Source organism: Rhodococcus sp. 14-2470-1a (assembly GCF_002259425.1).
In the GTDB taxonomy this organism is placed as follows: Bacteria; Actinomycetota; Actinomycetes; order Mycobacteriales; family Mycobacteriaceae; genus Rhodococcoides; species Rhodococcoides fascians_E.
The window spans coordinates 280,847-297,578 of the sequence record NZ_NPFZ01000005.1 but is presented as its reverse complement, the minus strand read 5'-3'; the positions used below and the strand labels follow the sequence as shown (position 1 = coordinate 297,578).

Annotated in this window: 19 protein-coding genes; 9 read left to right on the top strand and 10 right to left on the bottom strand. The window is 66.0% G+C overall.

Annotated features, from left to right (window positions below):
- The 4 genes from CH292_RS03745 to CH292_RS03730 form a co-directional block, all read right to left on the bottom strand.
- On the bottom strand, window positions 1-1,166 hold a 1,166-nt coding region (locus CH292_RS03745; RefSeq protein ID WP_179277899.1), incomplete at its 3' end, for a sensor histidine kinase.
- A 33-nt stretch (window positions 1,167-1,199) separates the two neighbouring features.
- Window positions 1,200-1,973, bottom strand: coding sequence for an ABC transporter permease (locus CH292_RS03740; RefSeq protein WP_020111515.1), 774 nt, complete (start codon window positions 1,971-1,973; stop codon window positions 1,200-1,202).
- A complete protein-coding gene (locus CH292_RS03735; protein WP_037165180.1) occupies window positions 1,970-2,890 on the bottom strand; it encodes an ABC transporter ATP-binding protein in 921 nt (306 codons plus the stop codon). The genes CH292_RS03740 and CH292_RS03735 overlap by 4 nt, the downstream gene beginning before the upstream one ends.
- Window positions 2,887-3,111, bottom strand: a complete 225-nt coding sequence (locus CH292_RS03730; protein WP_019664355.1) for a hypothetical protein — start codon at window positions 3,109-3,111, stop codon at window positions 2,887-2,889. The genes CH292_RS03735 and CH292_RS03730 overlap by 4 nt, the downstream gene beginning before the upstream one ends.
- Before the next feature lie 171 nt (window positions 3,112-3,282).
- Between CH292_RS03730 and CH292_RS03725 the strand changes: the two genes are divergently transcribed.
- The 3 genes from CH292_RS03725 to CH292_RS03715 are packed head-to-tail and all read left to right on the top strand — an operon-like array spanning window position 3,283 to window position 5,502.
- Window positions 3,283-3,807 carry a hypothetical protein gene (locus tag CH292_RS03725; RefSeq protein WP_256977903.1) on the top strand — a complete coding sequence of 175 codons (525 nt, stop codon included), beginning with the start codon at window positions 3,283-3,285 and terminating at the stop codon, window positions 3,805-3,807.
- A 16-nt stretch (window positions 3,808-3,823) separates the two neighbouring features.
- Window positions 3,824-4,864 carry a sensor histidine kinase gene (locus tag CH292_RS03720; protein WP_020111512.1) on the top strand — a complete coding sequence of 347 codons (1,041 nt, stop codon included), beginning with the start codon at window positions 3,824-3,826 and terminating at the stop codon, window positions 4,862-4,864.
- Complete coding sequence (locus tag CH292_RS03715; RefSeq protein WP_094654013.1) at window positions 4,861-5,502, top strand: response regulator; 642 nt, start codon at window positions 4,861-4,863, stop codon at window positions 5,500-5,502. The genes CH292_RS03720 and CH292_RS03715 overlap by 4 nt, the downstream gene beginning before the upstream one ends.
- A gap of 4 nt (window positions 5,503-5,506) precedes the next feature.
- Here CH292_RS03715 and CH292_RS03710 read toward each other — a convergent pair whose 3' ends face one another.
- Window positions 5,507-6,706 (bottom strand): GNAT family N-acetyltransferase, encoded by a 1,200-nt coding sequence (locus CH292_RS03710; protein ID WP_094654012.1) that lies wholly within the window; start codon window positions 6,704-6,706, stop codon window positions 5,507-5,509.
- Window positions 6,707-6,763: 57 nt separating this feature from the next.
- Between CH292_RS03710 and CH292_RS03705 the strand changes: the two genes are divergently transcribed.
- Window positions 6,764-7,573 (top strand): RNA methyltransferase, encoded by an 810-nt coding sequence (locus CH292_RS03705; RefSeq protein ID WP_019664360.1) that lies wholly within the window; start codon window positions 6,764-6,766, stop codon window positions 7,571-7,573.
- Window positions 7,570-7,860 carry a DUF2537 domain-containing protein gene (locus tag CH292_RS03700; protein WP_020111509.1) on the top strand — a complete coding sequence of 97 codons (291 nt, stop codon included), beginning with the start codon at window positions 7,570-7,572 and terminating at the stop codon, window positions 7,858-7,860. The genes CH292_RS03705 and CH292_RS03700 overlap by 4 nt, the downstream gene beginning before the upstream one ends.
- Here CH292_RS03700 and CH292_RS03695 read toward each other — a convergent pair.
- The 5 genes from CH292_RS03695 to CH292_RS03675 all read right to left on the bottom strand — a co-directional run bounded on the left by CH292_RS03695 (window position 7,817) and on the right by CH292_RS03675 (window position 12,808).
- Window positions 7,817-8,551 (bottom strand): hypothetical protein, encoded by a 735-nt coding sequence (locus tag CH292_RS03695; protein ID WP_094626345.1) that lies wholly within the window; start codon window positions 8,549-8,551, stop codon window positions 7,817-7,819. The genes CH292_RS03700 and CH292_RS03695 overlap by 44 nt on opposite strands.
- A gap of 34 nt (window positions 8,552-8,585) precedes the next feature.
- Window positions 8,586-9,428 carry a septation protein SepH gene (gene sepH, locus CH292_RS03690; protein WP_019664363.1) on the bottom strand — a complete coding sequence of 281 codons (843 nt, stop codon included), beginning with the start codon at window positions 9,426-9,428 and terminating at the stop codon, window positions 8,586-8,588.
- A 100-nt stretch (window positions 9,429-9,528) separates the two neighbouring features.
- The gene (locus tag CH292_RS03685) at window positions 9,529-10,197 is read right to left on the bottom strand and encodes a rhomboid-like protein (protein WP_094654011.1); all 669 of its coding nucleotides are present in this window, start codon (window positions 10,195-10,197) and stop codon (window positions 9,529-9,531) included.
- Window positions 10,198-10,290: 93 nt separating this feature from the next.
- On the bottom strand, window positions 10,291-11,412 hold the full coding sequence (gene serC, locus CH292_RS03680; protein WP_019664365.1) for a phosphoserine transaminase: 1,122 nt from the start codon (window positions 11,410-11,412) through the stop codon (window positions 10,291-10,293).
- A 277-nt stretch (window positions 11,413-11,689) separates the two neighbouring features.
- A complete protein-coding gene (locus CH292_RS03675; protein WP_019664367.1) occupies window positions 11,690-12,808 on the bottom strand; it encodes a citrate synthase 2 in 1,119 nt (372 codons plus the stop codon).
- 139 nt (window positions 12,809-12,947) lie between these two features.
- On the opposite strand from CH292_RS03675, the gene pdxH reads away from it, so the two are divergent.
- The 4 genes from pdxH to CH292_RS03655 are packed head-to-tail and all read left to right on the top strand — an operon-like array spanning window position 12,948 to window position 16,732.
- Complete coding sequence (gene pdxH, locus CH292_RS03670) at window positions 12,948-13,565, top strand: pyridoxamine 5'-phosphate oxidase (RefSeq protein ID WP_020111506.1); 618 nt, start codon at window positions 12,948-12,950, stop codon at window positions 13,563-13,565.
- Window positions 13,562-14,851, top strand: a complete 1,290-nt coding sequence (locus tag CH292_RS03665) for an MFS transporter (RefSeq protein ID WP_020111505.1) — start codon at window positions 13,562-13,564, stop codon at window positions 14,849-14,851. The genes pdxH and CH292_RS03665 overlap by 4 nt, the downstream gene beginning before the upstream one ends.
- Window positions 14,852-14,870: 19 nt before the next feature.
- A complete protein-coding gene (locus tag CH292_RS03660; protein ID WP_094654010.1) occupies window positions 14,871-15,797 on the top strand; it encodes an aldose 1-epimerase family protein in 927 nt (308 codons plus the stop codon).
- Complete coding sequence (locus CH292_RS03655) at window positions 15,794-16,732, top strand: carbohydrate kinase (RefSeq protein WP_094654009.1); 939 nt, start codon at window positions 15,794-15,796, stop codon at window positions 16,730-16,732. The genes CH292_RS03660 and CH292_RS03655 overlap by 4 nt, the downstream gene beginning before the upstream one ends.

The following is a 16,732-nucleotide window of genomic DNA, read 5'->3' as shown; positions in this document are numbered from 1 at the left end:
GGAGTGGGGTGGGCGGGGGTGGAGGCGCTTGTCGATGCCGATGCCGATGCCGATGCCGATGTCGAGGCGAAGGTCGCGGTCAGGGTGAAGTCGTCCTCGGTGAGGGTGGTGTCGACGGTTCCGCCGACGGCGGCGAGTCGTTCCCGGAGTCCTGCGAGTCCGGTGCCGTCGGTTGTCCGTTGCCGGTGGGGGACGTTGTTGGTGATGCGGACGGAGTTCTCGGTGACGTCGAAGCTGCTGTGGGTGGCGTCGGAGTGGCGGAGGATGTTGGTGGCACCTTCGCGCACGATCCAGGCGGCAGCTTCGCTGAAGTGGGGTGAGACGTCGTCGGGGCTGCCGGTCACGGTCGTCTCGATGCCTGCGGCCCGCAGGAGCGAGCATGCTCCGTTCAGTTCGGCGGCGAGGTCGATCGAGCGGTATCCGCGGACGAGTTGTCTGGCCTCGGTCATGGAGTGCTGAGCCAGGTCTCGGACTTCCTCCATCTGCTCGGCGGCGCGCTCGTCGCCGCGTCGGGACAGTGTGGCGGCGAGTTCGCTCTTGACCGCGATGGCGGACAGAGCGCGGCCGACGACGTCGTGCAGGTCGCGGGAGAATCGAAGTCGCTCCTCGGCGACGGACAGCAGGGCTGCCGCCTCCCGGGACGCGTCGAGTTCGGTGACGACGGCCAGTAGCCACATCGACAGCTTGACCGTGGCTGCCATACCCACCACGACTACGAATGCGATGACGCCGGCGAGGGGGCCGTAAGGGGAGACGCCGGTTGCGACTCCGGCGACCACCCCGATGGCCGCCGACCACCGGAGCGGGATGAGGGCCGTCACCGGGATGGCCACGATGAGCAGTGCCCACATCTTGAACGTGGCCGTTCCGGCGATCCCCGCCACCACTGCAGCGACCGCCGTGACGGCGAGGGGCCACCGAATCTCGCCGGTGCGCATTCCGCCGATGATCGGCATCCGGTGCACCGTGATCACGGTCGCGCCTGCGGTGACGGCGAGAGCGACTCCGGACACCCACAGTCGTTCGGTCACCGATTCTGCGAGCGCGACCACTCCGAGAAGGACGATGATGCTCACGAACGACTGGCGGGTGTAGAGCCGTACTTTGTCGACGTCGGTGGTGTCCCGCCATGTCGTTCGCGGATCGAGGTAGCGCCGCAGGTTCATGTCCTCCACCTTTCCAGAGCGTGACCGAGGACTCTACGCACGCGGTTCCCAGCGGAAGTGTGTCTTGGCGATCACGATCGACCCGACGATCCACGCGGCGATGACCAGAATCGGCTTCAGGGCGGGGGAGAAGGTGTCGGCGAAGGCGAGTGCGGCCGAATCCGGATCGGTGGTTCCGAGCCACCCCAGGTTGACGACGTCGAGGACGGCCGCCATCGGAGTCAGGTCGATGACCGTGTCCACCGACTCTGGAACGATTCCCCGCAGGAACGACGTTCCGGCCATGGCGACGAGGATGATCGGCAGGCTGGTGATCTGTGCTGCCTCGGCGTTGCGGGTGAACGTCGACGTGATCAGGGCCAGCGCGGCGAACAGTGCTGCGCCGCCGCCGAATCCGATCACGAGGAGTATCGGGTTGACGGGGAGTCCGCCTCCCAGGACTGCGATGACGGCGACGATGACGATGGTCAGGAGAATCGTCAGGGCGAACGACGGTACGGCCGGGCCGAGCAGGATCTGATTGTCCGTGGCTTCACCGGTGCGAAGTCGCTTGAGTACCAGCTCGTCCCGTCTCGTGGCGTACGCCGAGAGCAAGTTGTAGTACACCAGGAACACGAGCAGGAACAGGGAGAAGACTTCGAGGGCGGAGGACACGATCGTGTCGGTCAACCCCGCGTCGCTGTTCCGCCCGATGATCAGGACCACCACGGGGAACAGCAGCGGCATGATCATGGCGTTGAACAGCAGTACTCGGTTGCGAACGAGGAGAGTGAACTCCGAGCGCGAGAGAGTGGCCAGGGTACTCATGCTGCAACTTCCTTACGATCGTCGAATTCGTCTGCGATGGAGAGGAACACGGTTTCCAGCGATGCGGCGCGGGCGTCGAGTCCTTCGAGGCGTACTCCGGACTGTCGTGCCCACAGCAACAGGTCGGTCAACGTGTCCTGCACGGTCTGGGTGGAGATGACGAGGCGACCGCCTTCGATGTCGAGCGTCGCACCGGGTAGCTCGGGGAGCGTCACGGGTGGGAGTTCCAGGTGGATCTTCGCGGGATGCCCGGAGATGACGTCGGCGACGGTTCCGCTACGGACGACGCGGCCCTTGTGCATGATCGCGAGCCTGTCGCACAACTGCTCGGCTTCGTCCAGGTAGTGGGTGGTCAGCATGATCGTCACACCGGACTGCTTGAGTTCCTCGATCAAAGTCCATGTGTTGCGACGACTCTCGGGATCGAGACCCGTCGTCGGTTCGTCGAGGAACAGCACCCGCGGCTGTCCGATGATCGCGCACGCCAAGTCCAATCGCCGCTGCTCGCCGCCGGAGAGGAACTTGACCCGGGTGTCCGCGCGGTCCGCCAGATCCACTCGGGCGAGGACGTCGCGTGCCGGCAGCGGGCTGCTGCACGTGCCCGCCCACATCTCCAGGCTCTCGAGTGCGGTCAGGTCGGATGGAAGTCCGCCCTTCTGAAGCATGATCCCCAGATTCGGGCGCACGTCGCGGCGGTCGCGGACCGGATCCATGTCCATGATGGACACCGTCCCTTCGCTCGGCCGCGAAAGTCCTTGGATCACTTCGAGAGTGGACGTCTTACCGGCGCCGTTGGTGCCGAGGAGTCCGAACAGTTCGCCCTCCCGCACCGAGAGATTCAGGTCGCTGACCGCCTCGAACGCCGTCTTGCCGGTGCCGTAACGACGGGTCATGCCGTCGACGTCGATGATGCTCATCGCTTGCCCCACTCACGAAGACCGAACGCGAAGCGTGCCGCGAGGAACACGACCGCGACCGCGGCGACGATCCACACGAGCGTGCTGGTGCCCACGAGGGCGATGACGGCGGCCAGGAGGGCAAGGGAGATGACGATGACGACGACCTCTCGCGCCATCGTCGGCGCGGGGCCGAACTCCATCAGATCGGTGAAGAGGTTTCCTTCGTCTGGTTGTTTCATGAGAACAACTTTCGTCCGATCCGGCCGCGACCAGTAGTGCTGTGCGTCATCGGCTGGCGTGACGATGTCACGGCCGAGCCATGACAAATGTCAGGGGGCGGAGACGAGCTCCACCTGATCTCCACCCGTGGGTCGATACGAATGCACTCGATCGTTCCTAGCGTTGTGGACATGAACATCACCTGGATCGTCCTCATCGCAGCCCTGGTTCTCTACCTACTGTTCCGCCGCATGACGGGTCAGATGATCGAAGTTCGCCGGACATTGGTGCTCCCCGGGGTCATCGCGGTCATCGGCCTCGCGAGTATCGGCTCCGTCGGCATCACCCCGATGGCCGTTGCCTTCGTGGCGTTCGGCGTCGCCGTCGCCGCGGCTCTGGGAGTGCTTCGCGGGTTCACCATCAAGATAGAACCCCGCGACGGCTTCGCCTTCATGCGCTACACGGTCGCGTCGGTGGCCCTGCTGATCGCGTCGGTTGCCGTACGTCTGGTCGCGGCACCGATCGAAGCCTCCATCGACGCGCCGGCGGCAACCGTCGCAGGACACGCGCTGATGCTGTCGCTGGGCGTCGGCTTCCTGGTCGAGGGCCTTGTGGTCCTCTACCGCGCCACGCGTACCGGGCATGCCATTGCATGGCAGGCACGCAAGACCGGTGACCACGCGGTGTGGCGGCACGGAGCCGCCCGCGCGGCGTGAGTGACAGACTGAATCCGTGCTGACCCCGTACTTCGCGGCGGTGATCGTCGTCGCCTCGTTCCTCACCCTCCGCCCACTCGGGGTGGAGGGTGAGGGCCTTCTCGTGCTGTGCCTGCTCGTCGTCAACAGCGTCGTCATGTCGGTGCGGACGGCGCCGGAGAAATGGGTGCCGGCACGGGTGGGCAACGGCTTGATCGGTGTCGGAATCGTCGCCTCCGCGGCCCTGCTTCCGTTCGCGACCGATTCCATCGCCTCGGTGTTCCCGTTCTTCGTCGCGGGCAGTATCGGGTACCGCTTCCGTCCGTCGGTGTCGTTACCGCTCGCGGCATCGGTGAGCGTCGCGTGTGCGGTGTCGCTCGCGATCGCCGACGCCTGCGGCATCGACACCTGGCCGCCCATTGCCGGATTGGTCGTCGGCATGCCGGCGCTTCTCGGTTATTCGCGACGTAACCGGGTGGCGGCACTGGAGGCACAGATTCGTGAACGAGCGCTCGCCGAACGGGCCCGGATCGCGCGCGACATCCACGATGTTCTCGCGCATTCGTTGTCCGGGGTGACCATGCAGCTCGAGGTCGCCGACGCGTTGCTCGACGGCAATCGGATCGAGTCCGCCCGCGAATCGATCAGACGGGCGCAGTCGCTGTCGCGAGAAGGCCTCGTGGAGGCACGTCGCGCGGTACAGGCACTGCGCGACGACGCCCTCCCGCTGGTGCCGACGCTGCGTGATCTCGTCGGCGATCAGGCGAGGTTCGAGGTGCACGGATCACCGCGAGAACCGTCGGTCGAGGGCTCGCAGTTCCTGATTCGTTCCGTTCAGGAAGCGATGACCAACGCGCATCGGCACGCACCTCACGCACCCGTCGACGTCGCACTGACGTTCCACCCGAAGAGCATCGAACTGACCGTCGACAATCAGGCGTCCGAGTCGCCGAGCGCGGTCGTCGGCAGCGGGATGGGTCTGGTCGGAATGCGTGAACGAGCTGCCCTCGTCGGTGGTACGGCGACGGCAGGGCCGACCGATCAGGGGTGGCGCGTACACGTCACACTCGACGCATGAGCGTGCGCGTGGTGATCGCCGACGACCAGACGTCGGTGCGAGAAGCCCTGGCGACGATGCTCGATCTCGTCGAGGACATTTCCGTCGTCGCGACAGCGTCCGACGGCGAGGGGGCGATCGCGGAGGTGGACCGCGTCGATCCCGACGTCGTCCTGATGGACCTTCGCATGCCGGGGATCGGTGGGGTGGAGGCGACCGCGCAGCTGCATCGACGACACCCGGACCTGCCCGTCGTGGTGCTGACGACCTTCGCGGACGACGACTCCATCCTCGGCGCGCTCGGCGCAGGGGCCGTCGGATATCTGACCAAGGATGCCGGACGACACGAAATCGCTGCGGCGCTCCGCGCGGCGGTGGCAGGTCAGTCGGTACTCGACCGTGCGGTGCAGGCGCGCCTGCTGGCCGTCGCCCGACCTGCGGCGCCGACGGCTCCTCCGGTGGAGCTGACCCCGCGCGAAACCGAAGTGCTCCGTCACATCGCGGAAGGGCTCACCAACCGCGAGATCGCTTCGGCGTTGTTCGTCAGCGAAGCGACCGTCAAGACACACATCAACAACCTGTTCGCCAAGGCCGGGCTGCGGGACCGGGCGCAGGCCGTGCACTACGCCTTCACCAACGGCGTGGTCGGCCGGCAGTAGATTTCTAGAAGGCCCAGCCCATGACCGAGGCGCGGTCGGTGGAGAAGGCGAGGTCCACGGTGTGCAGCGCTTCCGGGTCACGTGCCCACAGCCTCGACGCCGCCGCGAACCTGGTGGCGCTGTGAGTGCCGAAATACATCGCCGAGAGCACGTCGAGCTTCATCGTCGCATCCGGTGCTGCTTCGGTACGCGTCACCGACGCACGTCCCTCGGAGATGGTCACGTCGAAGGTGCCGCCCGCGTTCAGGAACGGATCTTCGATCTCGAGGACGAACTGCGCGTCGACTCCGTAGGTGCGGGCCTCCAACGCTGCCTCGACGTCCATGACCCGGCACCACAGTGCGTCGTGGTGGGCGGTGATCTTCGGTAGACGATTGCTGGTGAGCAGGAACGGCAACGCTTCGTCGGGAGCCTGGTTCACTTCGATGGTGTCGACGAGGTCGACCCCGGCGAGTACCTGCCACAGCTCCGCGTACGCCTGGTCCGTGACGGCGATGAATTCCTGGACGACGATCTTGGACTCGGTGGGGCTGCGCCGGTAGGCGACGTAACCGTCGGCGTGCGCGATGAAGAACAGTTCGGTGAGTCCGTGCCTCCGGTTCTCGCGGTCCGCGAAGAAGCGCTCCCAGCGAATGGGCGGTTTGGGCTGGGCCCCGGCCGTCCTACGCTGCCACCGGTGATAGATGTCCGGGAGAAGGGTTGACGCCTCGGCCGACTCGATCAGGCGAACCCCGGTGACGGGGGGGACGTCCTTGTGGAACTGCGCGAACCGGCGATCGAGCACCACAGAATGTTCCTCGGTGGCAGGTCCGTAACCGAACCGGCCGTAGATGGTGGCTTCGCTCGCGGTGAGAAGCGACAGCGGCGCACCAGCCTTCTCGAGCTTCTCGTGTTGCCGGGTGAACATGCGCCGCAGGATTCCGCGCCTACGGTGCGTCGGCGCGACCGACACCCACGACACACCCGACGCCTCCACCTGCGTGCCGCCGGGGACCGTCACCGACATCGGGAAGTGCATCGCGACTCCGACGGGCGCATCCCCGTCCCACGCCATGACGACGTGTTCGGAGCTGGTCAGTATCTGTGTCTCCGCCAGGTCCTCGGAATTCTGGTGCTCCCCGAACGCGTGCGCGTCGAGCAGCGCGACGGCATCCCAGTCGTCGTCGGTGGCGGTACGGATCGTGATCGTGTCGTCGGTAGTCATCGCTCCTCAGCTTGGCATAGACGGGGACGCTTTTCATACGGGTGGGAAGATGGACACGTGGTACACGTAATCGACATCGAAAACTCCGCGGACCCGCGGCTCGACGACTTTCGCGATCTCAACTCGTCCGACCGTCGACCCGATCTGCCCGACGGCAAAGGCCTGGTGATCGCGGAAGGTGTGCTCGTGGCCGAGCGTCTGCTCACCTCGAGGTTCGCGCCCATCAGCCTTCTCGGTGTCGACCGCCGCCTGAAAGAGCTGGGCGACCGACTCGACGGCGTCGACGTGCCGTTCTATCGGGCGACCGCGGACGTGATGGCCGAGGCCGTCGGTTTCCACCTGAACCGTGGCGTTCTCGCCGCCGCGCACCGCCCGCCGGAACTGGAGCTCGCGGACGTACTCGACGGCGCCAGAACTGTCGTCGTGTTGGAGGGCGTCAACGATCACGAGAACCTGGGGTCGATGTTTCGCAACGCGGCCGGACTCGGTGCCGACGCCGTGCTGTTCGGTGCCGCGTGTGCGGACCCGCTCTACCGTCGCGCGGTGCGAGTGTCGATGGGGCACGTTCTTCGAGTGCCGTTCGCCCGCGTACCGGAGTGGCCTCGAGGTCTGAAGATACTCCGGGACAGAGGTTTTCAGACCATCTCGCTGACGCCCAACCCGTCGGCGATTCCTCTGGCGGAGGCGATGACCGGGGAGAAGGTGGCCCTGCTGCTGGGCGCCGAAGGGCCAGGACTGACCGAACACGCGATGCGCGCCACCGACGTCAGGGCCCGGATCCCGATGGCGCCCGGTACCGATTCGCTCAACGTCGCCACGGCTGCCGCGATGGCGTTCTACGAACGTGTTCGGCTGCAGCCGTCGTGACCGACAGGGCCGTGGCACGCGACCGTGACGTGTTGTTCACCGGCATCCCGGTGGCAGTGTTCGTTGCCGTACTCGTCGGCGCTGCCCTGACGGCGTTCGGACGAGAACTCGCCCACATCAACGTGTTCCTCGCGATCGGGATCAACCTGATCGTCGTCGGCGGTGCGGCTCCGACCGTACTGCGGTGGCGGTCGACGCGGGTGTGGCGATGGCCGGTGTACGGCGTGTGCGTCGGCGGGGTGCTCAGCTTTGTGGCTCTGGGGATTTCCGTCGCAGCCAACGCATGAACTTGCGATCGGTCGGCGCGGACACCGGTGCGGGAGCTTCGGCGGCCGGTTCCTCGCCGGGTGTGTAGAGCGCAAAACCGGACGCGGGAACGGACATCGGATCGAACTCGTCGCCGCGCGGCGCTCCCGTGTAGCGGAACCCGAGCCATTCTGCGTTCGCTGCTTCCGCGAACTCCTGCGGATGGAACGGAAGCGATTGTGGGTCCGGCAGCACCCCGGGCGGATAGATCAACGGGCGTTCGCCTGCCCAGAACGGTCGCTCCCACACCAGCGGCAGGCCGAGGTCCTCGTAGATGTAGATCGGGGTCGCGCTGAACGAGCGGCGAAGGGTTCCGCGTTCCCAGTAGGCGAACGCACCCCATGCGTTCTCCGGGTCGGTTGCAACGAAGTACGTGTGCTCCGAGGCGAGAGGCCGTACCCAGGACTCCGGGATCAACGACGGTTTGGCGATCGAGAGGTTCAGCGAACACACGACGGTGGTGCCCGGGTAACAACCGACGACGATCGCGTCGGGTCCGACTCCGGCGGACTGCGGCAAGGGGGTCGGTGCTGTCGGCAGCGCGGTGAGGTCGGGGATCAACCGGCCGACGAGGGCCGCGGCCGCGACGTGATCGGACGCCGACGTCTCGCGTAACAAGGACGCCGGGTCAGGTGCGTCGGTGTACCAGATGGTCGATACTTTGACCCCCACTCCCGGCACCCTTCTCGACTGTCAGCGGTTCATGTCAGCTGTGCCCGCTGCTGCGGACACCCAGCAAAACATCTTCCCACGACGGCATGGCAGGTTTGCCCCTCTTGTCCTTTTTGGGTGCCGGAAGTGCATCATGTTTGGGCTCGTTCACAACGACGTCCGCCGGTTCGTCGTCGACGGCTTCGTCGAGTTCACTGTCCGCGGTGGTGCCGTAGTACTCGTCGAACGTCTGCTGCGACTCTTCCTGCGGGGCAACTTCGAGGGCTCGGACCGGCGCCAGACCGCGGAGCTGACGCCCGAAGTCCGGATCGACCAGCTCGGCCGCTGCGTCGTCCAGAGCGGTGATGGTGCCGCCGTGTCCGTCGGGCAGAAACTGCCAGTGCGCTTTGTTGGTGGTGCGGCCGGCCTGCCATTTCAGCTGCGCGACCCACTTGTTGTCCTCGTCCCGCCACGCATCCCACGTGGCCTCGTCGAGGTGGTGGCCGCGTGCGCGGAAGGCCAGTGCGACGACCTCCGCGAGGGTCTGGACCGCGGGGCCGTCGTGACGAAGTGGGTGACCGGATTGCGCCATCGTCGCGGCCTGCGAGCGTTCGAGCAGAACGGGATGGGCGAAGACCTCGACACGGCTCAGTGCCATTCCGGAGTCGCTTGCCACCTGTTCGACGGTGGCACCCGCTCGAATTCGGGCCTGGATCTCCTTGGGGCGAAGCAAACTGTCCATTTCGATCTCAATCTGTCCTAGTCGAGCGATGTCGCCGCGAGAGGCCGCGCGGAGTTTGTCGTCGGCCGGAAGCCGGAATTTGTCGCCGGTTTTGGGATCTGCGCAGATCACGTACTGCCCATCGGGTTCGAGACCGACCACGCGTAGATCCCGCACCTTGACCTCCTCATCGCGCCGACTCGCGATATCGTCCTCGTCGACAGTAATCCACTCGTGACGTCGAGCGTGTCTGCGACACGCACCCGCCGCGTTCTTGTCAAAGACTAGTCATTGCGCTAGTCGGGTGCACGGATTCCGTTGCCGCGTCGGCAATGTACCTGTCGCGGAGAGCTTTTGCGTCGTGATGCAGGAAGTATCCGCCCAACGTCAGTCCGATGCAGAGAGCCGTGGCGTGGCCGAATGCGGTGAACGACGGATCGGCGATCGCCGAGGCTCCGACCAGAGCCAGCCAGCCGCCCGCCCACAGCACGCGCCACGGTCCGCGTAGGTAGCGGATCAGCGATCCCGCAACGGCCGCGGCGGCATAGCTGACGCCGACGTCGACGGCTACGGCGAGTGAATCCTCCAGCCAGTCGGCGTGGATTCCGACGAACAGTCCGGCGGCGACGAGCACCGTCGCGCCGACGTGACCGGCGGCGAAAGCCAGCAGGAAGCGCGTCGACCCCGAGATCCACTCGGCGACCGCGAAGAGAAGGGCAACGGCGCCGAGCCACACCCAGTTCGGTTCACCGTCGGTCAGGAATGCGCTTGCGACGAGCGTGCCGACGTGACCGTCGCCGAGATTGCGCAGGTTGGTGCTGGCGCGAAGAAGTACGTGCCATTGTGCGTGGGGGCCGAGGTGTCCGACGAGTATCGCGGCAGTCGCGGCGAGGACCGAGTAGGCGATCGTGACTTTCAGTCGCAGAAGGACCGCCGGCCAACGCACAGGGCGCTCCCTTCGAGATAGTTGCAGATGCCAACTAGTTTAGCCCTCGAAGGGAACGCCCGTGCTGTGAGCTTGCTGCCAACCAGGTGCTGGTCAGCCGAGAGCCGACACGACCCAGTCGATGCTCTTCGTCAATGCGGTGACGTCGTCCGGCTCGATCGCCGGGAACATACCGACGCGCAACTGGTTGCGTCCGAGCTTGCGGTACGGCTCGGTGTCCACGACACCGTTGGCGCGCAGGACCTTCGCGACCTGGGCGGCGTCGACCTTCTCGTCGAAGTCGATGGTGCCGACGACCTGGCTGCGGTGCGCGGGATCCGTCACGAACGGGGTGGCGAACTCGCTCTTCTCGGCCCAGTCGTACAGACGCGAGCTCGAGTCCGCGGTGCGCTTGGTCGCCCAGTCCAGGCCGCCCTTGGCGTTCAACCACTCGATCTGGTTGGCGAACAGCAACAGCGTGGCCACCGCCGGGGTGTTGTACGTCTGGTCCTTGCTGCTGTTGTCGATCGCGATCGGCAGCGACAGGAAGTCGGGAACCCAGCGGCCCGACGCCTGGATCTCGCTGACGCGCTCGAGCGCTGCGGGGCTGAACAGGCCGACCCACAGGCCACCGTCGGCGGCGAAGTTCTTCTGCGGGGCGAAGTAGTAGACGTCGGAGTCGGCGACGTTCACCGGGAGGCCTCCCGCGCCACTCGTCGCGTCGATGGCGATGAGCGCGTTCTCGGAGCCGGCCGGGCGGCTGACCGGAATGGCCACACCCGTCGACGTCTCGTTGTGCGCCCAGCCGATCAGGTCGACGGACGGATCAGACGTCGGCTCCGGAGCGCTACCGGGCTCTGCCTTCACGACGATCGGGTCGCCGATGAACGGGTTGTTTTTTGCGACCGAGGCGAACTTGGAGCTGAACTCACCGTTGGTCAGGTGCAGCGACTTCTCGCGGATCAGACCGAAAGCCGCGGCGTCCCAGAATGCGGTGGTCCCACCGTTACCGAGCACCACCTCGTACCCCTCGGGAAGGCTGAAGAGATCCTTCAGGCCACCACGCACCCGTGCAACGACGTCCTTGACGGGCTTCTGACGGTGGCTCGTACCGAACACGGACGCACCGACATCCACCAGAGACTGCAGCTGCTCGGGGCGAACCTTGGACGGTCCGCAGCCGAAACGTCCGTCGGCGGGCAGAAGATCAGCGGGAATGATCGGCAATTCGGCCATTGAGCAGCGCATCCTAAGCATCGAGGGAACTGGCACGTACAGGCTAGTCCAAGGGGGTCGATCACAGGTCGCCGGTCTCCACGCGCACGTTGTCCTGGACGCAAGGGTTGCAACCTGCGCATGGGGCTGGAACCTGCGCGTTCACGGTCCGGTGGAGACCGAATGTGCCGTTCGGTCACCTGGGCGCGCCTGCGCGGGTTGCAGCGACTGCGCGTGTTGCAGTACGCGCTCCCACTGAAACCCGCGCGTCGATCGACCGCCGGACGCTGCGCCGGTGTCAGACGATCTGTCCCCAGCCGTCGACGGATTCGGGAGTGCGTGGTGCGGGGCCGGTGTAGATGGCGGCGGGGCGGACGAGTTTGCCGAGGCGTTTCTGTTCGAGGATGTGGGCGCACCATCCGGCGGTGCGGCCGCAGGTGAACATGGCGGGCATCATCTGCGCGGGTACTTCGGCGAAGTCGAGGATGACCGCGGCCCAGAATTCGACGTTGGTTTCGATGGGACGGTCGGGGCGGCGTTCGCGGAGTTCGGCCAGAGCTGCTTGTTCCAGTGCTGCGGCGACTTCGTAGCGCGGGGCGTTCAGGCGCTTGGCGGTTGCGCGCAGGACGCGGGCGCGAGGGTCTTCGGCGCGGTAGACGCGGTGCCCGAAGCCCATGAGCTTTTCCTTGCGGTCGAGGATGCCTTTGACGAGGGCGCGGGCGTCGTCGTTCTTCTCGACTTCCTCGATCATCGGGAGGACGCGGGCGGGTGCGCCGCCGTGCAGTGGGCCGGACATGGCGCCGATGGCTCCGGAGAGTGCGGCGGCGACGTCGGCGCCGGTGGAGGCGATGACGCGGGCGGTGAAGGTGGAGGCGTTGAGGCCGTGTTCGGCGGCCGAGACCCAGTAGGCGTCGATGGCTTCGGTGTGCGCGGGGTCGGGGTCGCCTTTCCAGCGGGTCATGAAGCGTGCGGTGACGGTTTCGCACTGGTCGATCTTCTTCTGCGGCACGGCCGGCTGGTAGATGCCGCGTGCGGACTGTGCGACGTAGGACAGTGCCATGACCGAGGCGCGGGCGAGTTGGTCGCGGGCGGTGGCGTCGTCGATGTCGAGCAGGGGTTGATAGCCCCAGATGGGGGCGAGCATCGCCAGGCCTGCTTGGACGTCTACGCGGACGTCGCCGGTGTGGATGGGGAGCGGGAACGGCTCGGCCGGTGGGAGTCCTGGTCCGAAGCGGCCGTCGACGAGCAGTGCCCAGACGTTGCCGAAGGTGACGTGTTTGGCGACGAGGTCTTCGATGTCGACGCCGCGGTAGCGCAGCGCGCCGCCGTCCTTGTCCGGCTCGGCGATGTCGGTGGTGAACGCGACGACGCCTTCGAGGCCACTGACGAAATCTTCGGGAACCTGTTGTACAGCCATGACCGTAGGACTCTCCTTGTAGCCTCGCGACTCGCGTTCGAGCTTGCCTGGTCAGAACTGTAGCGCTTCGTACCCGGGAGTAACGTGGCGGTTCGTGCACCGAGACAGGCAACCGAGCGACACCTCCCCTCTGGCCGATATGCGGGTCGACTACAAGCAGGACGCCGACGTGGATGCGGAGCGGCTGCTCGGCGGTTGGCTACCGGTGGCGCAGCAGTGGCTCGCCGACGCTGTCGAGGCGAAGATCGCCGAGCCCAACGCGATGGTTCTCGCGACCGTCGATGCCGACGGACGGCCGTCGACCAGGACGGTGTTGTGCAAGGGTCTGGACGCCGACGGTGTGGTGTTCTACACGAACTACGGATCCGACAAGGCGACCCACCTCGCTCACACCCCGTATGCGTCGGTGACGTTCCCGTGGATCGGTATCGAGCGTCAGCTCACCTTCCGAGGGTCCGTCCGAAAGGTGTCCGCGGAGGACACTGCGGCGTATTTCGCGTCGCGGCCTCGCGGGTCGCAGCTGGGGGCGTGGGCGTCGCAGCAGTCGCAGCCGATCGATTCCCGTGAGGCGCTCGAGGCTGCTCTGGCTGAGGTTGCTCGCAGGTTCGACGGTGTGGATGTGCCGGTTCCGCCCGGTTGGGGTGGGTTCCGGCTGAGCCCGGAGACCGTGGAGTTCTGGCAGGGCCGAACCAATCGGTTGCACAACAGAATTCGGTTGACGACGTCGACTCGGCTGGTGGAGCGCCTGCAGCCGTGAATGCTCTTCGCGGTGTCCTGGCCGACACCACTCCGCTGAAGACTCCTGCCTATCGGCGCTTGTGGCTGGCCAACATCATCACCGTCATCGGTGCGCAGTTGTCGATCGTCGCTGTGCCGCAACAGGTATTCCAGATCACGCTCAGCTCGGCGTACGTCGGGTTGACGGGCGTGTTCGCGTTGGTTCCGCTGATCGTGTTCGGGCTGTGGGGCGGTGCGCTCGCCGACGTGATGGATCGTCGAACGTTGTTGATGTGCACCACGTTCGGTCTGATCGGTACGTCCGCGCTGTTCTGGCTGCAGGCGTTCCTCGATCTGAACAACGTATGGGTGGTTCTGGTTCTGCTGGCCGTCCAACAGGCGTTCTTCGCGGTCAACCAACCGACGCGTAGTGCACTGTTGCCGCGCATCCTGCCACCCGGACAGCTCCCGGCCGCGAATTCGCTGAACATGACGGTGATGAATTTCGGCGCCATCGCAGGACCGTTGAGCGCCGGAATCCTGATCTACTACATCGGCTTGGAGACGCTGTATCTGATCGACACGGTGTTCCTGTTCGCGACGCTGTGGGCGGTGATCAAGCTCCCCGCGATCCCTCCGGCGTCGGCGGGTCAGCGTGCCGGTCTGCGTTCGGTGTTCGACGGTTTCGCCTACCTGGCGACGCAGAAGGTGCTGCTCGCGTCGTTCGTGGTCGACATCATCGCGATGGTGTTCGGGATGCCCCGTGCACTTTTTCCGCAGATCGCGCACGAAAGTTTCGGTGATCCGGCGTCGGGTGGGCCGGTTCTCGGCATGCTGTTCGCGGCGATGTCGGCGGGCGCGGTGGTGGGCGGTGTGTTCTCGGGATGGCTTCCGCGTGTGAAACGGCAAGGCATGGCTGTGATCGTCGCGATCATGGTGTGGGGTGCGGCGATGATCGGGTTCGGTGTCGCGGTCGGCCTGGCGTCCGACGGTGCGACGACGGTGGCGTTGTGGTTCGCGCTTGCGTTCCTCGCTCTGGGCGGCGGCGCCGACATGATCTCGGCTGCATTCCGGTCGACGATGTTGCAGACGGTCGCGACGGACGAGATGAGAGGTCGGCTGCAGGGAGTGTTCATCGTCGTGGTTGCCGGTGGCCCCAGGATCGGTGACGTCCTGCACGGCGCTGCGGCGGCGTCGGTGGGTACTGCGGCGGCGGCAGCGGGCGGCGGAGTGCTCGTCGTGATCGGTGTATCGCTTGCCGCGCTGGCTCTTCCGGCATTCATTCGGTACCGGGTCAGGAGCGTAGCCCGCGGAATGACCGAATAAGCCTGTCAGGTAGTGGACAATGGCAGCCATGGCTGACGCATATTCGATCTCGAGCGGGAAGTACCGGGCGGAGATCGCCGCGGCAGGCGCCGGTCTGAGGCTGCTCGAGTTCGACGGATCGCCGCTGACCGAGACGTGGGAAGTGGGCACCATACCACCGCTCTCGGCGGGATTGGTGCTCGCTCCGTGGCCCAACCGTGTCGCCGACGGTGCATTCACTTTCGGTGGTAGCGACCACCAGTTGGAGATCACCGAACCGTCTCGCAACAATGCAAGCCACGGTTTCGTGCGCAGGGTCGACTGGACTCTCGTGGACAGATCGGAGTCTCGCGTCGAGCAGTCGGTGGACATCGGGCAGCACCCGGGTTGGCCGTACAGCGTGGAGGTGACGGTCGTGCACGAACTGTCGAACAGCGGGCTCGTCGTGACCGCGTCGGCGACCAACACCGGTGAGTCCGACGCTCCCTACGGCATGGGTTTTCACACGTTCGTGCGCGTCGGCGATGTTCCGCTCGACGACTGCACGTTGGAGTTCTCCGCCGGCACTCGGCTGCAACTCGACCCTGTTCGCAACCTGCCCAACGGTCCGTCGGTTCCGACCGCGGGTTCGGAGTTCGATTTCACGGCGCCGCGGCTCATGACGGACGTCTGGCTGGACACTCCGTTCAGCGCCGAAGTACCCGACGCCGACGGCAAGGCCTGGCACGTTCTCCGCGGGCCGGACGGCACGGGTACCGGACTGTGGACGGACCGCGAGTTCGATTGGGTGCAGGTGTTCACGGCCGACCCCGGACATGATCAGGCGTACCCGGACCGTGGGCGCGCGGTGGCCGTGGAACCGATGACGTGCCCGCCCGACGCGTTCAATTCCGGCGTAGACGTGATCGTGTTGACGCCGGGGCAAACCTGGACCGGCTCATGGGGAATGGAGTTTCTGACGCGATGACGATTCTGGTGTGCGGCGAGTCTCTCGTCGATCTGGTTCCGGTGCACGAAGGCCCGTTGCTCCCTCCGAAGCTCGGGGGTGGCCCGTTCAACGTCGCGGTGTCGCTCGGTCGTCTGGGCACGAACGTGTCGTTCCTGTCGAGGGTGTCCACGGACGCGTTCGGGGAGCAGATCCTCGCCAGCCTGCGTGATGCAGGCGTCGACACCACATGGGTGCAGCGCGGCGCCGAGCCGACCACGTTGGCGATGACCACCCTGGCGGACGACGGTAGCGCTCAGTACTCGTTCTACGCGGACGGTACGGCCGATCGGCTCGTCGCTGACCCGGGCGAGTTGCCGGACGAGATCACGACTCTGTCCTTCGGCACGCTGTCGCTTCTGTACGAGCCGGGCGCGTCGATGTACGCGGCCCTGCTGCACCGTGCGCACGCGGCGGGGAAGCTGACGATGCTGGACCCCAACATCCGTCCGGCTGCCATCGACAGCACCAGTGGAGACATCACGGCCGACGGTTTTCGTACCCGATTCAAGTCGTGGTTGCCGTCGGTGGACATCTTGAAGGTCAGCGAGGACGACGCGCACTGGTTGGGACTCGGACCCGAGGGGACGACGGTCGACGACTGGCTCGCGGCAGGCGTCGCAGCCATCGTGATGACGCGCGGAGGCGACGGTATCTCGGTGTTCACTTCGGCGGGCGAATTCTCGGTTCCCGGGGTGCCCGTCGACGTCGTCGACACCATCGGTGCAGGTGACACCGTGCACGGAGCTTTACTCGCGTATTTGACAAACGAGACCATTGTCACAACGCGTGACCTGAATGACATGGGCGCGGGAGACTGGAAGGCAGCACTGAGGTTCGCCGCGCGAGCAGCCGCCATCACGGTTTCTCGCCCGGGTGCCGACCCTCCGTGGGCGTCCGAGGCGCCGAGAGACTAG

Bases quoted from the DNA above. Each gene is read 5' to 3' on its own strand.
- CH292_RS03740 (WP_020111515.1), bottom strand. From the start codon at position 1,973: ATGAGTACCCTGGCCACTCTCTCGCGCTCGGAGTTCACTCTCCTCGTT.
- CH292_RS03735 (WP_037165180.1), bottom strand. From the start codon at position 2,890: ATGAGCATCATCGACGTCGACGGCATGACCCGTCGTTACGGCACCGGC.
- CH292_RS03730 (WP_019664355.1), bottom strand. From the start codon at position 3,111: ATGAAACAACCAGACGAAGGAAACCTCTTCACCGATCTGATGGAGTTC.
- CH292_RS03725 (WP_256977903.1), top strand. From the start codon at position 3,283: ATGAACATCACCTGGATCGTCCTCATCGCAGCCCTGGTTCTCTACCTA.
- CH292_RS03715 (WP_094654013.1), top strand. From the start codon at position 4,861: ATGAGCGTGCGCGTGGTGATCGCCGACGACCAGACGTCGGTGCGAGAA.
- CH292_RS03710 (WP_094654012.1), bottom strand. From the start codon at position 6,706: ATGACTACCGACGACACGATCACGATCCGTACCGCCACCGACGACGAC.
- serC (WP_019664365.1), bottom strand. From the start codon at position 11,412: ATGGCCGAATTGCCGATCATTCCCGCTGATCTTCTGCCCGCCGACGGA.
- CH292_RS03675 (WP_019664367.1), bottom strand. From the start codon at position 12,808: ATGGCTGTACAACAGGTTCCCGAAGATTTCGTCAGTGGCCTCGAAGGC.
- pdxH (WP_020111506.1), top strand. From the start codon at position 12,948: ATGCGGGTCGACTACAAGCAGGACGCCGACGTGGATGCGGAGCGGCTG.
- CH292_RS03660 (WP_094654010.1), top strand. From the start codon at position 14,871: ATGGCAGCCATGGCTGACGCATATTCGATCTCGAGCGGGAAGTACCGG.
- CH292_RS03655 (WP_094654009.1), top strand. From the start codon at position 15,794: ATGACGATTCTGGTGTGCGGCGAGTCTCTCGTCGATCTGGTTCCGGTG.